The organism is Clostridium sp. 10cd*, from assembly GCF_044336395.1.
Taxonomy (GTDB): domain Bacteria; phylum Bacillota_I; class Bacilli_A; order Erysipelotrichales; family Erysipelotrichaceae; genus Clostridium_AQ; species Clostridium_AQ innocuum.
This window is the reverse complement of sequence record NZ_CP172347.1, coordinates 3302261-3319843: the sequence shown is the minus strand read 5'-3', so window position 1 is coordinate 3319843 and position 17583 is coordinate 3302261. Positions and strand designations below refer to the sequence as shown.

At 44.6% G+C, this 17583-nt stretch carries 18 protein-coding genes; 14 read left to right on the top strand and 4 right to left on the bottom strand.

Annotated elements, in window-relative coordinates; translation table 11 throughout:
• Positions 1-35 precede the first annotated feature (35 nt).
• The 8 genes from ACG3M1_RS16550 to ACG3M1_RS16515 all read left to right on the top strand — a co-directional run bounded on the left by ACG3M1_RS16550 (position 36) and on the right by ACG3M1_RS16515 (position 5884).
• Positions 36-1142, top strand: coding sequence for a hypothetical protein (locus ACG3M1_RS16550; protein ID WP_227761361.1), 1107 nt, complete (start codon positions 36-38; stop codon positions 1140-1142).
• The gene (locus tag ACG3M1_RS16545; protein ID WP_395815461.1) at positions 1034-1954 is read left to right on the top strand and encodes an FUSC family protein; all 921 of its coding nucleotides are present in this window, start codon (positions 1034-1036) and stop codon (positions 1952-1954) included. The genes ACG3M1_RS16550 and ACG3M1_RS16545 overlap by 109 nt, the downstream gene beginning before the upstream one ends.
• Before the next feature lie 465 nt (positions 1955-2419).
• Entirely contained in the window at positions 2420-2884 is a 465-nt protein-coding gene (locus ACG3M1_RS16540; RefSeq protein WP_008817897.1) for a nuclear transport factor 2 family protein, read from the top strand.
• A gap of 26 nt (positions 2885-2910) precedes the next feature.
• Positions 2911-4137, top strand: a complete 1227-nt coding sequence (locus tag ACG3M1_RS16535) for a GGDEF domain-containing phosphodiesterase (protein WP_008817896.1) — start codon at positions 2911-2913, stop codon at positions 4135-4137.
• Positions 4138-4321: 184 nt separating this feature from the next.
• Positions 4322-4990: a uracil-DNA glycosylase gene (locus tag ACG3M1_RS16530; RefSeq protein ID WP_009270844.1), complete on the top strand. Its 669-nt coding sequence runs from the start codon at positions 4322-4324 to the stop codon at positions 4988-4990.
• Between the two features lie 106 nt (positions 4991-5096).
• Complete coding sequence (locus ACG3M1_RS16525) at positions 5097-5267, top strand: helix-turn-helix transcriptional regulator (protein WP_224720912.1); 171 nt, start codon at positions 5097-5099, stop codon at positions 5265-5267.
• Positions 5207-5482, top strand: coding sequence for a hypothetical protein (locus ACG3M1_RS16520; protein WP_008817894.1), 276 nt, complete (start codon positions 5207-5209; stop codon positions 5480-5482). Before ACG3M1_RS16525 ends, ACG3M1_RS16520 begins: the two co-directional genes overlap by 61 nt.
• Positions 5483-5698: 216 nt before the next feature.
• Positions 5699-5884: a hypothetical protein gene (locus tag ACG3M1_RS16515; RefSeq protein WP_002609643.1), complete on the top strand. Its 186-nt coding sequence runs from the start codon at positions 5699-5701 to the stop codon at positions 5882-5884.
• A gap of 309 nt (positions 5885-6193) precedes the next feature.
• Here ACG3M1_RS16515 and ACG3M1_RS16510 read toward each other — a convergent pair whose 3' ends face one another.
• Genes ACG3M1_RS16510 through ACG3M1_RS16500 form a run of 3 tightly spaced genes read right to left on the bottom strand, consistent with a single transcriptional unit; the run spans position 6194 to position 11010 of the window.
• Positions 6194-7492: a 2-hydroxyacyl-CoA dehydratase gene (locus ACG3M1_RS16510; protein WP_002609645.1), complete on the bottom strand. Its 1299-nt coding sequence runs from the start codon at positions 7490-7492 to the stop codon at positions 6194-6196.
• Between the two features lie 2 nt (positions 7493-7494).
• Positions 7495-10425 (bottom strand): acyl-CoA dehydratase activase-related protein, encoded by a 2931-nt coding sequence (locus tag ACG3M1_RS16505; protein WP_008817893.1) that lies wholly within the window; start codon positions 10423-10425, stop codon positions 7495-7497.
• Positions 10426-10428: 3 nt separating this feature from the next.
• Positions 10429-11010 carry a TetR/AcrR family transcriptional regulator gene (locus ACG3M1_RS16500; RefSeq protein WP_008817892.1) on the bottom strand — a complete coding sequence of 194 codons (582 nt, stop codon included), beginning with the start codon at positions 11008-11010 and terminating at the stop codon, positions 10429-10431.
• 218 nt (positions 11011-11228) lie between these two features.
• Between ACG3M1_RS16500 and ACG3M1_RS16495 the strand changes: the two genes are divergently transcribed.
• From ACG3M1_RS16495 to ACG3M1_RS16475, 5 genes are all read left to right on the top strand, one after another.
• Positions 11229-11882: a DUF4004 family protein gene (locus ACG3M1_RS16495; RefSeq protein ID WP_008817891.1), complete on the top strand. Its 654-nt coding sequence runs from the start codon at positions 11229-11231 to the stop codon at positions 11880-11882.
• Positions 11879-12235, top strand: a complete 357-nt coding sequence (locus ACG3M1_RS16490) for a LiaF transmembrane domain-containing protein (protein WP_002609654.1) — start codon at positions 11879-11881, stop codon at positions 12233-12235. The genes ACG3M1_RS16495 and ACG3M1_RS16490 overlap by 4 nt, the downstream gene beginning before the upstream one ends.
• Positions 12204-12839, top strand: coding sequence for a hypothetical protein (locus tag ACG3M1_RS16485; RefSeq protein ID WP_008817890.1), 636 nt, complete (start codon positions 12204-12206; stop codon positions 12837-12839). The genes ACG3M1_RS16490 and ACG3M1_RS16485 overlap by 32 nt, the downstream gene beginning before the upstream one ends.
• A gap of 74 nt (positions 12840-12913) precedes the next feature.
• Entirely contained in the window at positions 12914-13780 is an 867-nt protein-coding gene (locus ACG3M1_RS16480) for a YitT family protein (RefSeq protein WP_002609657.1), read from the top strand.
• A gap of 35 nt (positions 13781-13815) precedes the next feature.
• On the top strand, positions 13816-14976 hold the full coding sequence (locus tag ACG3M1_RS16475) for a DNA glycosylase AlkZ-like family protein (protein ID WP_008817889.1): 1161 nt from the start codon (positions 13816-13818) through the stop codon (positions 14974-14976).
• 227 nt (positions 14977-15203) lie between these two features.
• Here ACG3M1_RS16475 and ACG3M1_RS16470 read toward each other — a convergent pair whose 3' ends face one another.
• Complete coding sequence (locus ACG3M1_RS16470; RefSeq protein WP_008817888.1) at positions 15204-16850, bottom strand: AAA family ATPase; 1647 nt, start codon at positions 16848-16850, stop codon at positions 15204-15206.
• A 170-nt stretch (positions 16851-17020) separates the two neighbouring features.
• Between ACG3M1_RS16470 and ACG3M1_RS16465 the strand changes: the two genes are divergently transcribed.
• Entirely contained in the window at positions 17021-17482 is a 462-nt protein-coding gene (locus tag ACG3M1_RS16465; RefSeq protein WP_009270841.1) for a GNAT family N-acetyltransferase, read from the top strand.
• Positions 17483-17583: the final 101 nt, after the last annotated feature.

Here is a 17583-nt window from a genome sequence, read left to right as displayed (position 1 = left end):
GTATAATAAGGCTCTTAAAAGGAAGTGGTTTATCTTTGAAACCGGATGTGTTATACCAGACAGCTAAGAGAAAAATCCTGGATGCCCTGCCGGACATTCTTTTCTTTTTGTTTTTATTTTATGCAATTCTTGTTTTATTCGGTGTACAGTATGTGATCGTTGTATCCTTTGTGACCCTGCTCTATAAAATACGCAGAAAGAGGAAGCAGACACCGCGCAGATTATGTATCATGTTTTTTGTACAGATGGCATTGAGCATACTGGCATTTCTGGCGTCGCATTCCTTGCTTGCCTGTGTGCTGCTGAATATCGCAGTACCCTTTCTTCTTGTCTTTCTGCAATCCTCGCAGTTTAATCAAAAGGGATATATGGCAAGTGCCATGGGGTTTGTCTTTTTGCAGCTGCGGCCGATACCCTATACAGATTTCATGACCTATCTGCTGGTAATGGCTTGTTCTCTTGGTTTTGCAGTATGCTGTCTGCTGCTGTCCTCCTATGGACATCGCAGAGAGGATGATTATGCACTGGCCAGAAAAGGGATAGCGCTTTTACAGGAACAGATGGATGCCTATCTCAAACAGAAAACAGATCAGCAGCGAAAGGAAGAGCTGGTGAATATTCAGAGATTGCTTTATAAGCAGGCATACCAGAGCCGCGGCTTCACCTATATCGCGACGAAGGAGGGAAGGCTGCGTTACCTGTTTGCATTACTTCTGCAGCGAAGCAGTTATTTCCTGGAAAATATGGATAATATCCCTGTATGCAGTGAACAGCAGCAGGTGCTTTTACAAAGATGTATGCAGTTCCTGAAGCATGTCGAGAATTTAACTGTACGGATAATTCAATGCTGCTGGAGGAAGGGCAGAAGCTGTTTACTGCCTGCCGAAAAAAGCAGGATGCCGTTTCCCTGTTTCTGCATAACTTTTTGCAGCTCTTTTTACAGATTCTCAAGGATTTGCAGGATAACAAAAAAGAAGCAGTCCATCGGGAATGGAAGCTGCCGGAGGAACGAAAGCTGCGTAATCGGCTGCGTATGGACAGCTTTGAATTTCGTTTTGCAAGCCGTCTTTCTCTGGTTCTGCTCTGCGGATTTCTATTCGCCCGTTTGTCGAAGCTGGATCATTCCTACTGGCTGGTGCTGAATGCATTTCTGCTGCTGCAGCCCATGTATGAGGAAAGCGCCTATCGTCTGAAAACCAGATTCATCGGAACAGTCTTCGGCTGTACGGTTATTTATCTCGTACTTCCGCATTTGCCCGGCGTTGCAGGACACTTTCTATTTGCCAGCATTGTCGTATCGCTGATGTATTGTGCAACACCAGGCACCTGGATTCAGGCAATGTTCTCTACCTGCTTTGCCATCACACTGACTTCGCTTGCCATGCGGGAAACAATCGCGATTGAGATGCGCCTTACCTATGTAGCTGTGGCAATTCTACTTGTATTGATCGTCAACCGGTTCTTTTTTCCTACCAGTCGCAGCGGATTATTTCAAGCAAACATGAAGCGGATGTTTCATATGCAGCATTCCTATCTGCGTATTCTGCAGGGTAGTCTGCATGCACCGCTGGATTACGGTATCATTATGGATGCATTAACCAGCTTTCATATGGTGTATGACCAGATACTGGAGTACCTGCAAGGCAGCAGTGAGAATATCGAGCTTTATCGCCATTTGCTGTCTGCATTCTGGCATATGAGTGTGGAGATGGAGCAGATGATTTTTACCGTGCAGCATGATACCTTAACAGAGGACCAGGAGCAGTCAGTAGAGCAATTTATTCATATGTGCGATACAATGATTCAAAGCTGTGAGGTGGGAAAGACTGTTCAAAAGGAGAAAAGGGAATTTCTTACTGAGGACGTATCTGACAATGAACTCTTTCAGCTCATGCAGCGATATTATCGGCATGCATCGGATATCAGCAGTATTTGCTTATCCAGACAGCTTTAAGAGAAGAATACAAGCTTCTTATGCTTTGCATTTGGGCAGTGAAGCAGAGATGGACAGCTTGTGTATACAAAGCGTGTCCAAAAAAACAATCTGATTTTCCTAATCATTATTGAATTCTAGACTCCTGCTTTCGCATACAGATTATTGATTTCTATGATTGTTTTCGTCAGAGGTGCTTCAGGCTGCTAAGCTTATATGTTCTCACTTTTCGTATATTGTGAAATTCTCAATATGCATCCTGTAGAAATCTGTGATATCCGCGTGATAATAAATCTTACAAGATATTGAAATAAGTACAAAAATAGATTACAATAGGATTGTAAAAAGGGTTACATAAAATTTTAAATAAGCAAAAGAATTATCGGACATATGCCGTCTAACGGTATATGTCTGGTTTTTGTTTACGGGGTTGTACTAAAAAGATAATATTAATAGAATTCAATGGGGAATGAAGGGATGATATGTATGTCACGAAAACAGGCGAAGCTGGAGAAGCTGAGCATTGAGCTGATCCGTCTTTATTTTGAGGAGCATGATTTCGAGCTTTTAAAAGAATATCTTTCTAATGAAATATCCATGATGGGAGAACACCGGTCAGCTTTATGTCATGGTATGCAGGAAGTGGAGCGTGCTTTACAGGAGGTTTCCATTATCTATGGGGAGATGGTTCATCTTCAGGATGTCTATTGTGAAATCATATATCAAAAACAGGATATTGCAGTCGTAGCTTTTACCTGTATACAGCATGCACACGGATCAGGACTGCTGTGTAGATTGAAGGTCTCTCTGGTATGGGAGATGGAAGCAGGGGGATGGAAAATCCGCCACATACATCAATCCCTTTCTGATGACGCTACAGAGCGTGAAAATTCGGAATTCATCATAATGCAGCGAAGCTGCCTGTATATAATCAGCACTGTGATACACTGACGCAGATTTTTAATCTGGAGGGATTCGTGGAAGCGGCAAGAGAGCTGCTACAGCATACAAACCAGCAATATGCGCTTTTCAAATTTGGTATTAGTGACTTTCGTTTTATCAATCAGATTCACGGCTATGCATTTGGTGATGATGTACTGAAAAGCATTGCCCGCAACCTGCAATCCTTCTGTCAGAAGGACGAGCTGTGTGCGCGTATCGAAAAGGATACCTTTGCGGCACTTTTACGGTTTACAAGCATAGATGATTTTTATAACCGTCTGCACTGTATCCGCAAACATCTGCTGGACGAACCTATCGTGTCCTGTCTAAAGCATACGTTGCAATATATCGGTGGTGTTTATCTGATTCAGGATGCCTGTGGGGAAAGTATAAAGTCTATGCTGGATAAAGCAGTACTGGCAATGCAGTATGTGGAACGAAATAGCCGGGTCAGTGATTTTGTTTATTTTGAGGATTGGATGCTGGAACAGAAAAACCGCAGAAGTGAGCTGCTTGAGGAAGCAATAAAAGCTATACAGGAGGATACCTTCCAGTTGTTCATACAGCCGCAGTTTCTGTTAAGTGACGGGAGCGTTGTATCCGGTGAAGCTCTGTCACGCTGGTTTTTAAAGGATGGCAGCTGTGTATCTCCGGATGAATTCATCCCGCTATTTGAAAAGCACGGCGTGATATCTGGCTTTGATTTCTATGTATTACATAAGCTATGTAAATTTATGCGGACATGCCTCGATGAAGGGAAAGAGCTGCTGCCGATTTCCATAAATCAGTCCCGTTTGCATATAAAAGAGCGCCAATATCTACGAAGGTTTTGTGAAATTGTGGATTCCTATGCAATACCTCATGAAAAGCTTGTTTTTGAACTGACAGAATCTGCATTTACAGATAATGCAAATGACCTTCAGGTATTTATGAAGGATATACATGATGCCGGTTTTCAGATTGCTATCGATGATTTTGGAACAGGATATGCCGGTATCGGTATGCTGAGTCAGGTGGATGCGGATATACTGAAGCTGGATAAAGGGATGCTGAATGGAATCAATACGGACCGCCGCCAGATGACAATATTCTGGAAAATCATTGAAATGGCTCACAGCATCGGTATGCAGGTAATTTGTGAGGGGATTGAAACCAGGGAGCAATACGCTGACCTGAGGATGCTGCGCTGTGATATCGGGCAGGGGTTTCTGGTCAGTCGTGCGATAGCAGCAACTGAATTTGCTGAGAAATATCTTAGATAAAAAGAATATAATATTAAATGTGTGAGTGACAGATACTCGGAGTTATCAAGACACTTCTGTTTCATGTTTACAGTTACTTACAATAGCTGTAAATAGTGATACAAAAACCGCTTTCTGTAATGTTTTCCTGCAGAAACGGTTTTCTTTTACATGGGAATGCGGTAGAATACAACTAGGTGATAACGTGGTACAAATTGGAAATGACTGGGACGAGCTGTTAAAGGATGAATTTCAGAAGGAGTATTATCAGAAACTGCGCGTTTTTCTGGCAAGAGAATATAAAACGCAGACAATTTATCCGGGTATGTATGATATCTTCAATGCATTGCGTTATACAGCATATCAGGATGTAAAGGTTGTTATTTTAGGGCAAGACCCATATCATGGTCCGGGACAGGCACATGGTCTGTGCTTCTCTGTAAAAAAAGGAGTAAATCCTCCGCCGTCTCTTGTAAATATCTATCAGGAGCTGCATGATGATCTGGGATGCAGTATTCCGCCTCATGGAGAGCTTACAAAATGGACGAAGGAAGGCGTGCTTCTGCTCAATACTGTTCTAACAGTACGTAGAGGGCAGGCAAATTCCCATCGTGGCAAAGGATGGGAGATTTTAACGGATGAGATCATTCGCAAGCTGAATGAGCGTGAAAAGCCTATCGTATTTCTGTTATGGGGAAGGAATGCAAAGGAAAAGAGCACACTGATAACAAATCCTGCTCATCTGATCCTAAGCTGTCCACATCCAAGTCCGTTCAGTGCAGATTATGGCTTTTTCGGATGTCGTCATTTCTCAAAGACGAATGCCTTTTTACAAGAGCATGGACAGCAGCCGATTGACTGGCAGATTGACTGAAAATCTCTTAAAACAGGGGAATGCTACCATTGGTTGACAAAATAATACAAAGCGCTAATACGGGTTGGTGGTGTAAGCCAGCCTGTTTTTATACAATGATGACGAGGTGATTAAATTGAAATTTGAAGAAAATTTGAGAGAGGCAAGGAAGCAGTATGGCTATTTACAGGAAGAGCTCGCGGATAAGCTGAATGTATCAAGACAGGTGGTTAGTAAGTGCACCAAAGGCGCGCAGAGCAGGAAAATGGAAGTGCCTATCCTGAGCTGGATAAGCTGATGCTGATTTGTGAGCTGTTCCACTGTACGCTGGATGATTTACTGAAAGGGGATATGAAAGAGAATTCCGGTGTGAGTCGTGATACTTATGAGACCCATGAGCTGACAAAAACGAAAGGAATCACCGTTGGAATCGGTTGTATTCTTGCGGGGATTTGTGCCTATTGCTTTTTGAAGCCTTCTATGGATAATGAAGACATGCTATTGTATTTCTGATTTTCGCAATTATTGGAATCCTTATTCGTGTCTTCTTCGGTATGAAGGATACCGCATTCAAGCGTAGATATCCGCAAATTCCTCAGGATATCTATACTGCATATGAGCTGGATGGCTTTCATAGGAAATTTAATAGTATTGTTGTGGCTTCCATTGGGATTATATGATTCAGTATCGTCATTGAACAGCTGTTGGAAATGAAGCTACCTGAATATCATGCTTGTGACAATTGCCATACTGCTTCTTGTATATTACGGTATGCGAAAAGAAACCTATGAGCGAACAACTGCTTATGCGCAGATGGCAGAAAAAGACGATGAGCTGATTGGTAAGTGGTGCGGCTGTATCATGATGGTTTGTGCAGCTGCTTATCAGCTTTATCTGGAATATTTGGAATGTTAGCTTGATTGTATTTCCAATCGGAGGAATCCTATGTGGAATCGTGTCGATTATATTATCAAAAGAGGAGCATTCCCGGTAAAAAGAGCATGTTATTTTTACTTTCGATTATAAATGTAGGAGCTGTATCGATATTCACAAGGTCGAGAATACCCATCATCTATGGCATATAGATAAGTATACAACCGGTGAACAGTGGCTTACATGCTGTATTAGCTTCAAAAACGAAAGGAGCACCTTTACAAAACTGCAGAGCATTCGATGTAAAAAAAATCCTGTATTTGAGTAATTCAGATACAGGACTGTTTTTGCTTATGAACGGGAGCTGGCAAGCTTGCGCTGTCGCTCACTTGCAAGGGCCTCCTCATCCTCCTTCGCAAAGCGTTCGCTTAACCGTGCATTGCTCAGCATCAGCTTCAATCGGTTTTCCTGATTGACCTTTGTTGCGCTTGGATCATAATCCACTGCAACAATATTTGCCATCGGATATTTATCCTTGATTTTTCTGGTCATACCCTTGGCAACGATATGGTTGGGAAGACAGCCAAACGGCTGACAGCAGACGATATTATGCACACCGTTTTTGATCAGAGTGACCATTTCACTGGTGAGCAGCCATCCCTCTCCCATCTTGGTCCCGCGGTTGATGATTCCTTCGCTGTTTTCGATAACCTCCTGAAAGGTATCCGGTGCACGGAAGGTTCCCTGCTTCTGTATTGCCGTAATGGCTTTTTTCTGCATATTCTGAATCAGCTTATCCGCCATCTGAATGAAGCGGTAGCTCTTTTTATTACGCCCGTAGTACGCGTGATCGATCAGCGAGTTTTCAAGGCAGTAAAGACCAAAGTCAAGAACACCGCTGACAACGGGCTCACAGCCCTCACGAATCAGGAAGTCCTCCAGCTCGTTATTGCCCAAAGGGGCATACTTCATATAAATCTCACCGACGATTCCCACCTGAATTTTCGGCTTCTGGCTTCTCGGCAGAGCCGCAAAATCATGCAGCATTTCCTGATAATTATGCTTCATTCGCATATAGGACAGGGAATCAAACTGCGCGGTGATCGTATCGATCCATGTGGTTACCAGTGCATCTGTACTGCCCTTTTCCAATTCATACGGCTTGCACTGATTTTTGATCCACATCAGCATATCTCCGTATAAAAATGCATATAATAATCTCAGCAGCATCTTAGGAGTCAGCTTGAAGCCGCTGTTCTTTTCCAGCTGGGAAAAATTGACAGAAATAACCGGAACATGCTCAAATCCGGCCTGAACCAGTGCCTTGCGCAGAAGATGGATGTAGTTGGAAGCCCGGCATCCGCCTCCTGTCTGGGTGATTGCCAGCGCAATGTGTGCGGTATCGTATTTTCCGCTTTTCAATGCATCGATCATCTGACCGATTACAAGCAGGGCGGGGTAGCAGGTATCATTGTGCACATTCTTTAAGCCTTCATCAATGATCTGCTGTCCCTCTGTTTTCAGGATTTCCACACGATAACCTTCCTTGCACAAAATATTGCGCAGGAACTGAAAATGAATCGGCAGCATCATCGGTACAAGGATCGTATGTGTTTTTTTCATTTCCTTCGTGAATTCTACATGTGACATACTCATCCCTCCCTTTCTTCCATGGCAGCCTGCAGTGAGCGGCAGCGAATCTTCACCGCACCGAGGTTGTCAACTTCATCGATTTTAATCTGTGTATACAGCTTTCCATTGCTTCGAAGAATATCCTTAACCTCATCTGCGGTAATCGCATCGATTCCGCATCCGAAGCTTACCAGCTGAATCAGCTCCATATGCTCCTGCTGTGCCACATACTGTGCGGCATTGTACATACGGGAGTGAAAGGTCCACTGATTTAAAACGTGAACACTTGGCAGCACGGCCTGTTTAGCGATACTGTCCTCACTGATTACGACGAATCCCAAATTGTTCAGCAGTCTGTGAATTCCATGATTGATCTGCGGATCGACATGGTATGGACGTCCGGCAAGCACTATGACATCACGGTGATTGCGTCGAGCGAACGCTATGGCATTGCGTCCTTCCTCCTGCACGCGGTCCTTAAACTGCTGATAGGCGAAATAGGCGTGATTGCTGGCAGCCTGAACATCCTTGAACGGAATATCCATCTGCCGGGCTTTGAAATATTCAAACATTTTTTGATCGAAGATACGCTTATCCTCAAGATATACGTAGGGATACAGAAACTTTACATGTTCCAGATTCATATTTCCTTCCACAACCTCCGGATAATAGGCAACGACCGGGCAGTTGAAATGATTGTCTCCCATGTCCTCATTGACGTTGTAGGTCATGCATGGATAGAAAATCGTCTGCAGGCCCTTATCGATGAGCGACTGAATATGACCGTGCACCAGCTTGGCAGGATAACAGATCGTATCGCTTGGAATCGTATGCTGTCCAAGGGAATACAGTGCCTTGCTGGAACGATCGCTCAAGATGACCTCATAGCCAAGATTGGTAAAGAAGGAATGCCAGAAGGGAAGGTTGTCATACAGATTCAAAACAAGCGGAATCCCGATTTTTCCCCGGATGCCGGGTACCCCCTTCAGCTTCAGCAGCTCATCATATTTATAATCATACAGATTCGGCAGCTTTTCCTTATTGACCTTTCCGGTCACCGGACGCTCACACTTGTTGCCGGCGATATGCTTTGCCCCGTCCGCAAAGGTGTTTACGGTCAGATTGCAGTGATTGGTGCAAAGAGCACAATGAAAGGCCTTTGAGCTGTGCGTAAAGCTGTCAATATCTTCCTTTTTCAGTAGAGAGGATGCAGTGGCTTTTTTCTCCTTCGCAATCAATGCGGCTCCATATGCCCCCATCAGATGGGAAATACTTGGACGAATGACGTTTCTTCCAAGCTCCAGCTCAAAGCTTCGCAGCACCGTATCATTCAGGAAGGTTCCTCCCTGTACGACGATCTGCTTTCCGATATCATCCGGACTTTTGGCACGTATGACCTTATACAATGCATTTTTTACGACACTCATACATAAGCCGGCAGAGATATCCTCCATGCTGGCTCCGTTTTTCTGTGCCTGCTTGACACTGGAATTCATAAAGACCGTACAGCGTGTTCCAAGGTCCACCGGATGCTTTCCGGATAACCCCATGCGGGCGAATTCCTCAATATCATAGCCCATGCTTTTTGCGAAGGTTTCAATGAAGCTTCCGCAGCCGCTGGAGCAGGCTTCGTTCAATAGGATATCATCAATCGTATGATCACGAATCCGGAAGCATTTCATATCCTGACCGCCGATATCGATGATGAAGTCTACCTGCGGGTTGAAGTAGTGGGCCGCATGGTAATGGGCAATCGTCTCCACAACACCGATATCCAGATGGAAGGCATGCTTCATCAGCTCCTCCCCATAGCCCGTTACCGCACTGTGTATGATGTGAATGCGGTCCTCCATCAGGGCATAGAGCTTTGCGAGCTCCTTCTGTACAACATCCACGGGATTTCCCATATTCCCGGCATAGCTTTCATATAAAATGCGGCATTGTTCATCGATCAGCACCAGCTTGGTTGTGGTACTGCCGGCATCGATGCCCAGATAGGCATTGCCCCTGTAGGTGTGGATATCACTGCGCTCCACACTGGCACTGGTATGGCGCTTTTTGAATTCCTCATAATCCTCATCACTTTCAAAGAGTGGGGGAAGACCTTGCGTCTGTATCTTTTTGGCAGCCATAGCCTCCATTTTTTCAAGCAGCTCCTCATAGGAGAAATCCACAGCCTCATTTGCCGCATAGACGGCACTTCCCAGTGCTACAAAATAAGGGGCGAGCTCCGGGAAATTCGCTTCCTGATCACGGAGCTTCAGTGTTTCCTTAAAGCGCTCCTGCAACCCCTTTAGAAAATGCAGGGGACCTCCCAGAAACAATACGTTTCCTTCGATATTTCTTCCCTGTGCCAGTCCGGCGATACTCTGATCGACGACCGCCTGAAAGATACTTGCCGCAAGGTTTGATTTTTCACAGCCCTGATTGATCAGCGGCTGCACATCGCTTTTTGCGAATACACCGCAGCGTGATGCAATCGGATACAGCGTGGTATGCTGCAGGGACAGCTGATCCATCGTTTCCAGATCGACATCCAGCAGGGTTGCCATCTGATCGATAAACGCTCCGGTACCACCGGCACAGGTGGAGTTCATACGCTCCTCCAGCGTTCCCTGTAAAAAGATGATTTTGGCATCCTCTCCGCCAAGCTCAATAACAACATCACTTGCCGGATAATATTTACGCACAGCCTGGGCTGTTGCGAATACCTCCTGTACGAAAGGAAAACCTGCATCATCTGCGATTCCCAGGCCCGCACTGCCGGTAATGGCAAGTGCGATTCTCTGTCCCTGTAACAGCTCATGCAATTCCTTCAGCTTGGAAACACTCATTTCCCGTACCTTGGATTTGTGGCGCTCATAGCTCTTGTACACAATCTCATCCTGATCGTTGAGAACCACTGCCTTCAGGGTTGTGGAACCTACATCTATTCCCAGTTTATATGTCATAGGCTACTCCTTTCTCTCAAGCATTTTGAACATCGTTTCCCGCAGTTCAGGCAGAATCTCCTCTATGGAATCCGGCTGCTCGAAGAAAATAGCGTTGTAACAGACAAATCCGATGATTTCCATCATCATCAGAAAACGATTGAGTGCTTTCTTTTCTGTTTCCTGTTCCCGTCTCAGCAGCTTCAGAAAATCCGGCATGCGTTCGATATGGGTAAACACCATATCCCGATGTTCCTTTGTATCCAATATAGAAGCAATGTTTTTCTGAATCGTACGAAGCAGCTTCGGATGCTGAATATAATAGGTGATCAGCTCGTCGATAAAGGTGCGCTTCCAGCAGGTGCTGTTAGCAAGTGCAGCCTCATAGGAGTGATTGAGGATATCGTTCATCAGACAGCCGTGCTGCTTGGTAAGAATTTGAGAAATCAATTCCTTCTTATCCTTATAATATACATAGAACGTCCCTTTTGCGACATTTGCACGCCTGACAATCTCATTGACAGAGGTTGCCTCCACACCCTGCTCATGAAACAGTGCGACAGCAGCATCCTGAATGCGTGATCGTTTACTTACGGATTCTTCCACAAAAAACACTTCCTTTAGTTATACATTTTTATAGTTTATACCTATAATGACCGCCGGTCAATAGATTTGCATCTTTTTTCAGACAGAATTCATAAAAGTATTGTTCTTATTGAATGTGTAACCGTTTTCTATAGAAATTAAAATTTCTTCTTTACAATGTAACAATGTTTTGTTAATATATAGGTGTAATAAAACAATGTTACGTTAGAGGTGATACAATGGAAATATCCAAGAAGGATCTACTGAAGACGACCGGAATCTCGTATGGCCAGCTGTATCGGTGGAAACGGGAGGGTCTGATTCCCGAGGAATGGTTTGTCAAGCGCTCCAGTCCGACAGGGCAGGAAACCTATTTCCCCCAGGAGAAGATACTCAAGCGCATTCATGCCATACAGCAGCTGAAGGACAGCTATTCTTTAGAGGAGCTTGCCCGGATTCTGACACCGGAGGTCAGTAACCGTCTGTTCTGTGAGGAGGATCTGGAGCATTTCGATGAGCTGGATATTGATGTGGCAGCGGATTTCATGGATGCCATGAGCAAGGACAGCTTCGTATTTCTGGAGGTGCTTGTTATGATTGCCCTGTCCCAGGCGATGGTTGATAGTGCAATTACAGAGGAGGAACGTACGCATGCCGTTTCATTTTTAAGTAAAAGGATGAGTGAACTGCACAGTGCGGATTATGTCTTGGAGCTATTGCAGGCGCAGGGACACCTGTATGTTCTGTTGAAAAAGGAAGGCAGTGAGGTTTATCTGGATGACGGCCTTGTTGCAATACGTTCCATCCACTTGAATGAATTAAGCAATGCGATTAAGCTGAAATACAAGGAAACCTTTCAGTTTACATTTGATGAAGAGGAGATGAGATCATGATGACATATCGCGTAAAACGGATTCTCTGGGGACTGGTGTTTGTCGCCATCGGGATCGGCTATCTGGGAACGCAGCTGGACTGGTGGGACTTCACCATATTCTTTCCCGGCTGGTGGACCATGCTGCTGATTCTGCCTGCACTCTACAGCATGCTGGATCACGGCCTGCATTTCTATAATATATTTACAGTGCTGGCAGGCTGCTACTTTCTGGCAGATGCCAATGCGTGGATTGATGTAAAGCTGACATATCCTGTCTGGATGGCGATTATCTGCATTGCAATCGGACTGCGTTTATTATGTACAAGGAGGGTTCGCTGGTATGAATACAGATCACATGAATACAACGATTGAGGGAATCGGATCGATTTCCGGCGGTAAATACGGCCGTATTGATATTGAAGGTGTCGGCTCGATTAACGGCGATTTGGAGTTTGAGGTTTTAAGCATCGAGGGTACCTGCAAGTGTAGCGGGGATTTAAAGGGTGGCACCATGGATGTGCAGGGGGTTATGACCTGTAAAAAGGATATTCGTGTAAGACGTCTGGATATCGAGGGTGTTGTGAAGAGCGATGGTATCCGGGTGTATGCCGATGAGATTTATGTAGAGGGTGTCCTGAACAATAAGGGAGAGGTGAATGCTGACAAGGTCCGTATTGAAGGCTGTGCTTCCCTGAATGATCTGTTCGGTGATGATATCCGGATCAACTATGGTCATGGTCAGCATATTTTCCATGGTCTGTTCGGCTTTCGGCCGGAAAAGAGAAATACGGCGCGCAATATTGAGTGCAGTCAGCTGACTGCCTGCAATATGTCCTGTCATTCCATCAGTGCGACCGAAATTCATCTGTCCAGCCATTGCCGTGTTGATCACATTACCTGCGATGGCAAGCTGGTATATGACAGTACCTGCCGCATCGGCAGTATTGACGGTGATTGTGAAAAAATTGTTAAATAGAAAAACGGCCGGTAGGGATTGCGCTTACCGGCTTTTATGATATAATTCTTACGATTGCAGGGGATGGTGATAGTATGAAATTGCAAAAAATTATGTATGACTATGTGTATGTTGTGATCGGCGGTTTTCTGTTTGCCGTTGGCCTGAACCTGTTCATTGTACCGCTGGATTTGTACAGTGGCGGGGTGATTGGTATGGCACAGATTATCCGTACAGTGCTGGCGCAGTATGCCCATATGGACTTCGGTCAGCTGGATATCGCCGGTATTATCAACTTTTTAATGAATGTGCCTTTATTTATCTTGGCATATCGCAGCATTTCCAGAAAGTTTTTTGTGAAGACGCTGCTTTGTGTCCTGACACAGACGGTTGCCTTTACGATCGTTATGATACCCTCCACACCGATTCTTGACGATGTGCTTGCGGCCTGTCTGATTGGCGGTTTGATTTGCGGCTTCGGTATTGGTTTGGCTCTTCGAAGTGGCGGAAGCGGTGGCGGACTGGATATTCTGGGGGTATACTTCACAAAGAAGTTTTCAGATTTCAGCGTTGGACGTCTTTCCAATATCATCAATGTTCTGGTATTCGGTGTCTGTGCGATTCTGTTTAATGTAACCACGGCGATCTATTCCATTATCTATACAGCCTGTATGTATCTTGTTGTCGATAAGACGCACTATCAGAATATCAATATGACAGCGATGATTTTCACCAAAGAGGAGGAAGTACAGGAAAGTATTATGAAGGAAATGGGCAGGGGGGTCACCTACTGGAAGGGGGCAGGAGCGTATACGAAGACAGATACGCATATTCTTGTCACGGTCATCTCCAAATATGAGGTAACACAGCTGAAGAAAATCATTTATAAGATTGATCCCAGGGCTTTTGTCATCTTCAACGAGGGTATGAGCATCAGTGGGAATTTTGAGAAGCGGTTGTAAATAATCGCTTTTTCTCTTTAGAAGGGAGGCTGCTTATGCGAACCATCACAAGGGAAGAGGTACGAAGCCATCTTTTTCAGGCACATCATCTGGTTACTCCGGCAGATTCTTTACCAGAAGCGGCGGGGGTATGCGGGTTTCAGAACAGTCCCCCCGGTACGTGGCTGTGTGCGGCGTTTAACCGGCTGCGCTCATGCAGTGCATGGCAGCTGCAGCAGGAACTGGATGAGGGCAGGGGGATTATGCAGGCATGGAGTCTGCGTGGTGCACCGTGGATTTTTCCGCTTCATGATGCAGCGGTGTATCTGGATGCACTTTGTGCAGAGGAAGGGGAGTCCTGGATCTATACAAACGGGCTGCGCTGTTGTCAGAAAGAAATCGGTGTTCCTTTTTCGGTGCTGTTGCAGGAGCTGATGCAATGCCTGCAGGTACTGGAGAAGGAGCCGGTTGTGTCCAAGCAGCGACTGGATCAGGTGCTGGCTGCTGCCATGCTTCAACGCATTCCCGCCTCCCTGCACTCTCTGTGGCTGTCTGCTTCTCCATTTGCGAAAGGGCAGCTGTATGGAGAGGCGATTGTTTCCTTTTTGCTGCGGCCGGCTTCCTTTCAAAGGGGAATCGCCTTTGGACCCAGACAGAAGGGCTCACCTACATTTGCAGCCTTTCCTAACGCAGCTTCGAAAACGGGCGGTATCAGTGATGCTGCGTGCTGCGCACTGGTTTGCCGGTTTCTCCATGCATACGGCCCCGGCGATGTAAAGGGCTTTGCGAAATGGACAGGGATGGAGCTGCCGCAGGCAAGGCGTCTATGGGCACTTTCTGAGCATGAACGTGTTTCTGTGAGGTATCAGGAAAGAGAGTATTCGATCTGGAACAAGGATACCTATGAAAAGCAACAGACAGATGAAGCTGTACGACTGCTTTCTCCACATGATCCTTTTCTCGACCTTTGGGACCGCTCTTTGCTTCTGGAGGATTGTAAATTACAGCACATGGTATGGAAAACAGTGCAAAATCCCGGTGTTGTGATTCAGTGTGGAAGGATTTGCGGTATCTGGAGGTCAAAGAAGCGTAAAACGGTGAATGAGCTGCATATCACACTGTTCACAGACATAGACACCAAGAGTCTGCATATCTGGATACAGGCATATGAACAGTTTCTCGGGCAGAGGATTCTGGTTGAAATCAGCAGGCTTTGATATCCGGTATCGCATTTCAGTGGCTGTTACTGGAAGCTGAAGAGATACATGCGATTATTCAGCCTGTTATGCTGCGCTTTGTGCCGCCAGTACACAGCAGTCCTTTTCAGACATTCAGTATAGGTAAAAAAAGCTTCTGGTATATGGGGATTCTACCAGAAGCTTTTTATAATGTGAGAATTTAAACATGTTTGTGTAGTTTTCCTGCAATAAGCAGATAGTAGTTTTTATTTAACCCTTTTGATCGTACAGGTTTTCTTATAGAAGGCGATGCCGTATCCGAGAATGTCGGTATAGCCCTTTCTGTGCAGACCCTCGATATACTGCTTTTCTTTGATCTGTTGTATTGCCACCTCTGCACTCTTTTCCACATCCTCTTCACGCTTTGCCACCTTTAATTCAAGCAGCAGTCCTCTGTTCTTGTTATACGCCGGTAGAACTGCAAGGTCGCATCTTCCAAAACCGGATTCCTGGTTGGAAACAATGCGATAGCTGCCCTTCCCCTGCAGCATGCCGTTTAGAAATCCATGATAATACTTCTCGTCATAGTCAAAATAGCTCATGGATTGAAATAATACGGTATTCAGAATTTCATTTGCTTCTTCCACATGCTCCTGCAAAAGTGCTTCCAGAAACGATGCCTGATAGCTCTTGATCTGCTGCTTAAACCATTCTTCAAAAATGGTTGTGTAGATGTACTGTATTTCTTTATTGGGAATCATAAGCTGATAGGTGTTTGTGTCCGTTTTGCTTATAGCCTTCAGATAGCCGGTAAACAACAGAAAGCTGTATAAATTGTCTGTATCATCCAGTTCCCGATACGTCAGCTCCGGTTTGATTGTTTTTTCAATCATGCCGCCGCTGGACAAGATGTCAAAATCCTGTTTCATTTCCGCATTCCCCTGCTGTATGAAACGATATATCACATCATTACCACTCGTATTTGCCCAGAAGGATTCAGGTGATTTGTTATTGGAGTTCGTCAAACGGTCCATATACATCAGGACACTCCATGGATTATACACATCACAGCCACCAAACTGATAACCATCGTACCATTCCTTTATGTTATACCTGTACTCCAGAGCATCATATTTCTCAAGTAATATATCAATTTCATTCTGCATGAATCCAAATTGCTGGTTTTCATCGCCATCGAAAATAGAATTAACCTTGAAGTTGTTTAGACCTGTAAAAATTGATTCTTTTGCAATCCTCAGACAGCCTGTTAATACCCCTTTTTCCAAGGCATCGTTTGTTTTTAATGCAGCACTGAAAACATTTCTTAAAAATTCCACCATTTGATCATAATAGCCATGCAGATAGGCACTTTGCAAGGGTACATCGTATTCGTCAATCAACAGGATAACGTTTTGATGATAATGCTGCTGAAGACACTCGCAAAGGAATTTCAGCGCTGTCTGCAGGCTGACTTCATTCTTTGTTCCCATGTAATATGCAGTCAGCAGTTCCTTGTCAATCGCATTGATCTGTTCACTTTCCAGTAACTCCTGATTTCTGCGGATGATATCACGTATGAAAACACTATACATTTCCAATTGCTTTTCAAAGGTGGTTTGCTTCATTTCCTTTAAAGAAATCATGATGACAGGATATTTGTTTAGATGCTCAACAGCATCACGCCGTTTCATAATATTTAAGCCGTTAAAGAGATAAGCGTTTTCTTTTTGCTTAATGGAAAAGAAGTAGTACAGCGTGCTCATATTCAGTGTCTTACCAAACCGGCGTGGTCTTGTATATAAAACGACTTCTTCATGTAAGACATCATTAATAAAATCTGTTTTATCTATGTAATAAAAGTTTTTATCGATCATTTTTTTAAAATCTTCCACGCCTATCGGCAATCGTTTCATGTAATCAACTCCTCGTCTTTATTTGTATTATACCACACAGATGCAGACACAGCATACAAACCTAAAAAGATTGAGAAAGGGTAGAAAATGCGGAATGCAGATAGTACAATACTGTTATGAAACAATGCTTTCAGAATATAGAATATGGTTATTAGCAGGGAGATGAATTTATGAATATGATTGATGGAACAACCTGTCTGATGGAAGTCGAACAGCTGATTCGGGAATACACGCAGATGCTGGGAAGGGATCTAAGCTTTCAAAAGCTGGAGGAAGAACTGCGTGATTTATTACGCAAATACAGTGGAACAGAAGGAAGACTGCTGGCTGCTGTTGCGGATGACGGTTGTGTTTCCGGCTGTGTAGCGTATCATCGCCTGAGAAAGGAATGCTGTGAAATGAAACGGCTGTATGTAAAACCGTCCTATCAGGGCCAGGGAATCGGACAGAAGCTGGTGGAAACGCTTCTTTTGCTTGCGAAGGATGATGGCTATTCGTGCATGGTACTGGATACGATCGAGCCCTTACAAAGTGCCATCCGGCTGTATAAAGGCCTCGGCTTTCAGGAAACGGAGCCGTACTATGACAATCCGATGGAGGATGTGATTTATATGAAGAAGCTTTTGAAATAAAGGAAGGCTGTAACACACATCACATGGATGTAAATACGGAGGTTTTCCAAATAAAAAAATACGTCGTATGACTTTGTGGCGTTGTAAGCTGCACGATAGTC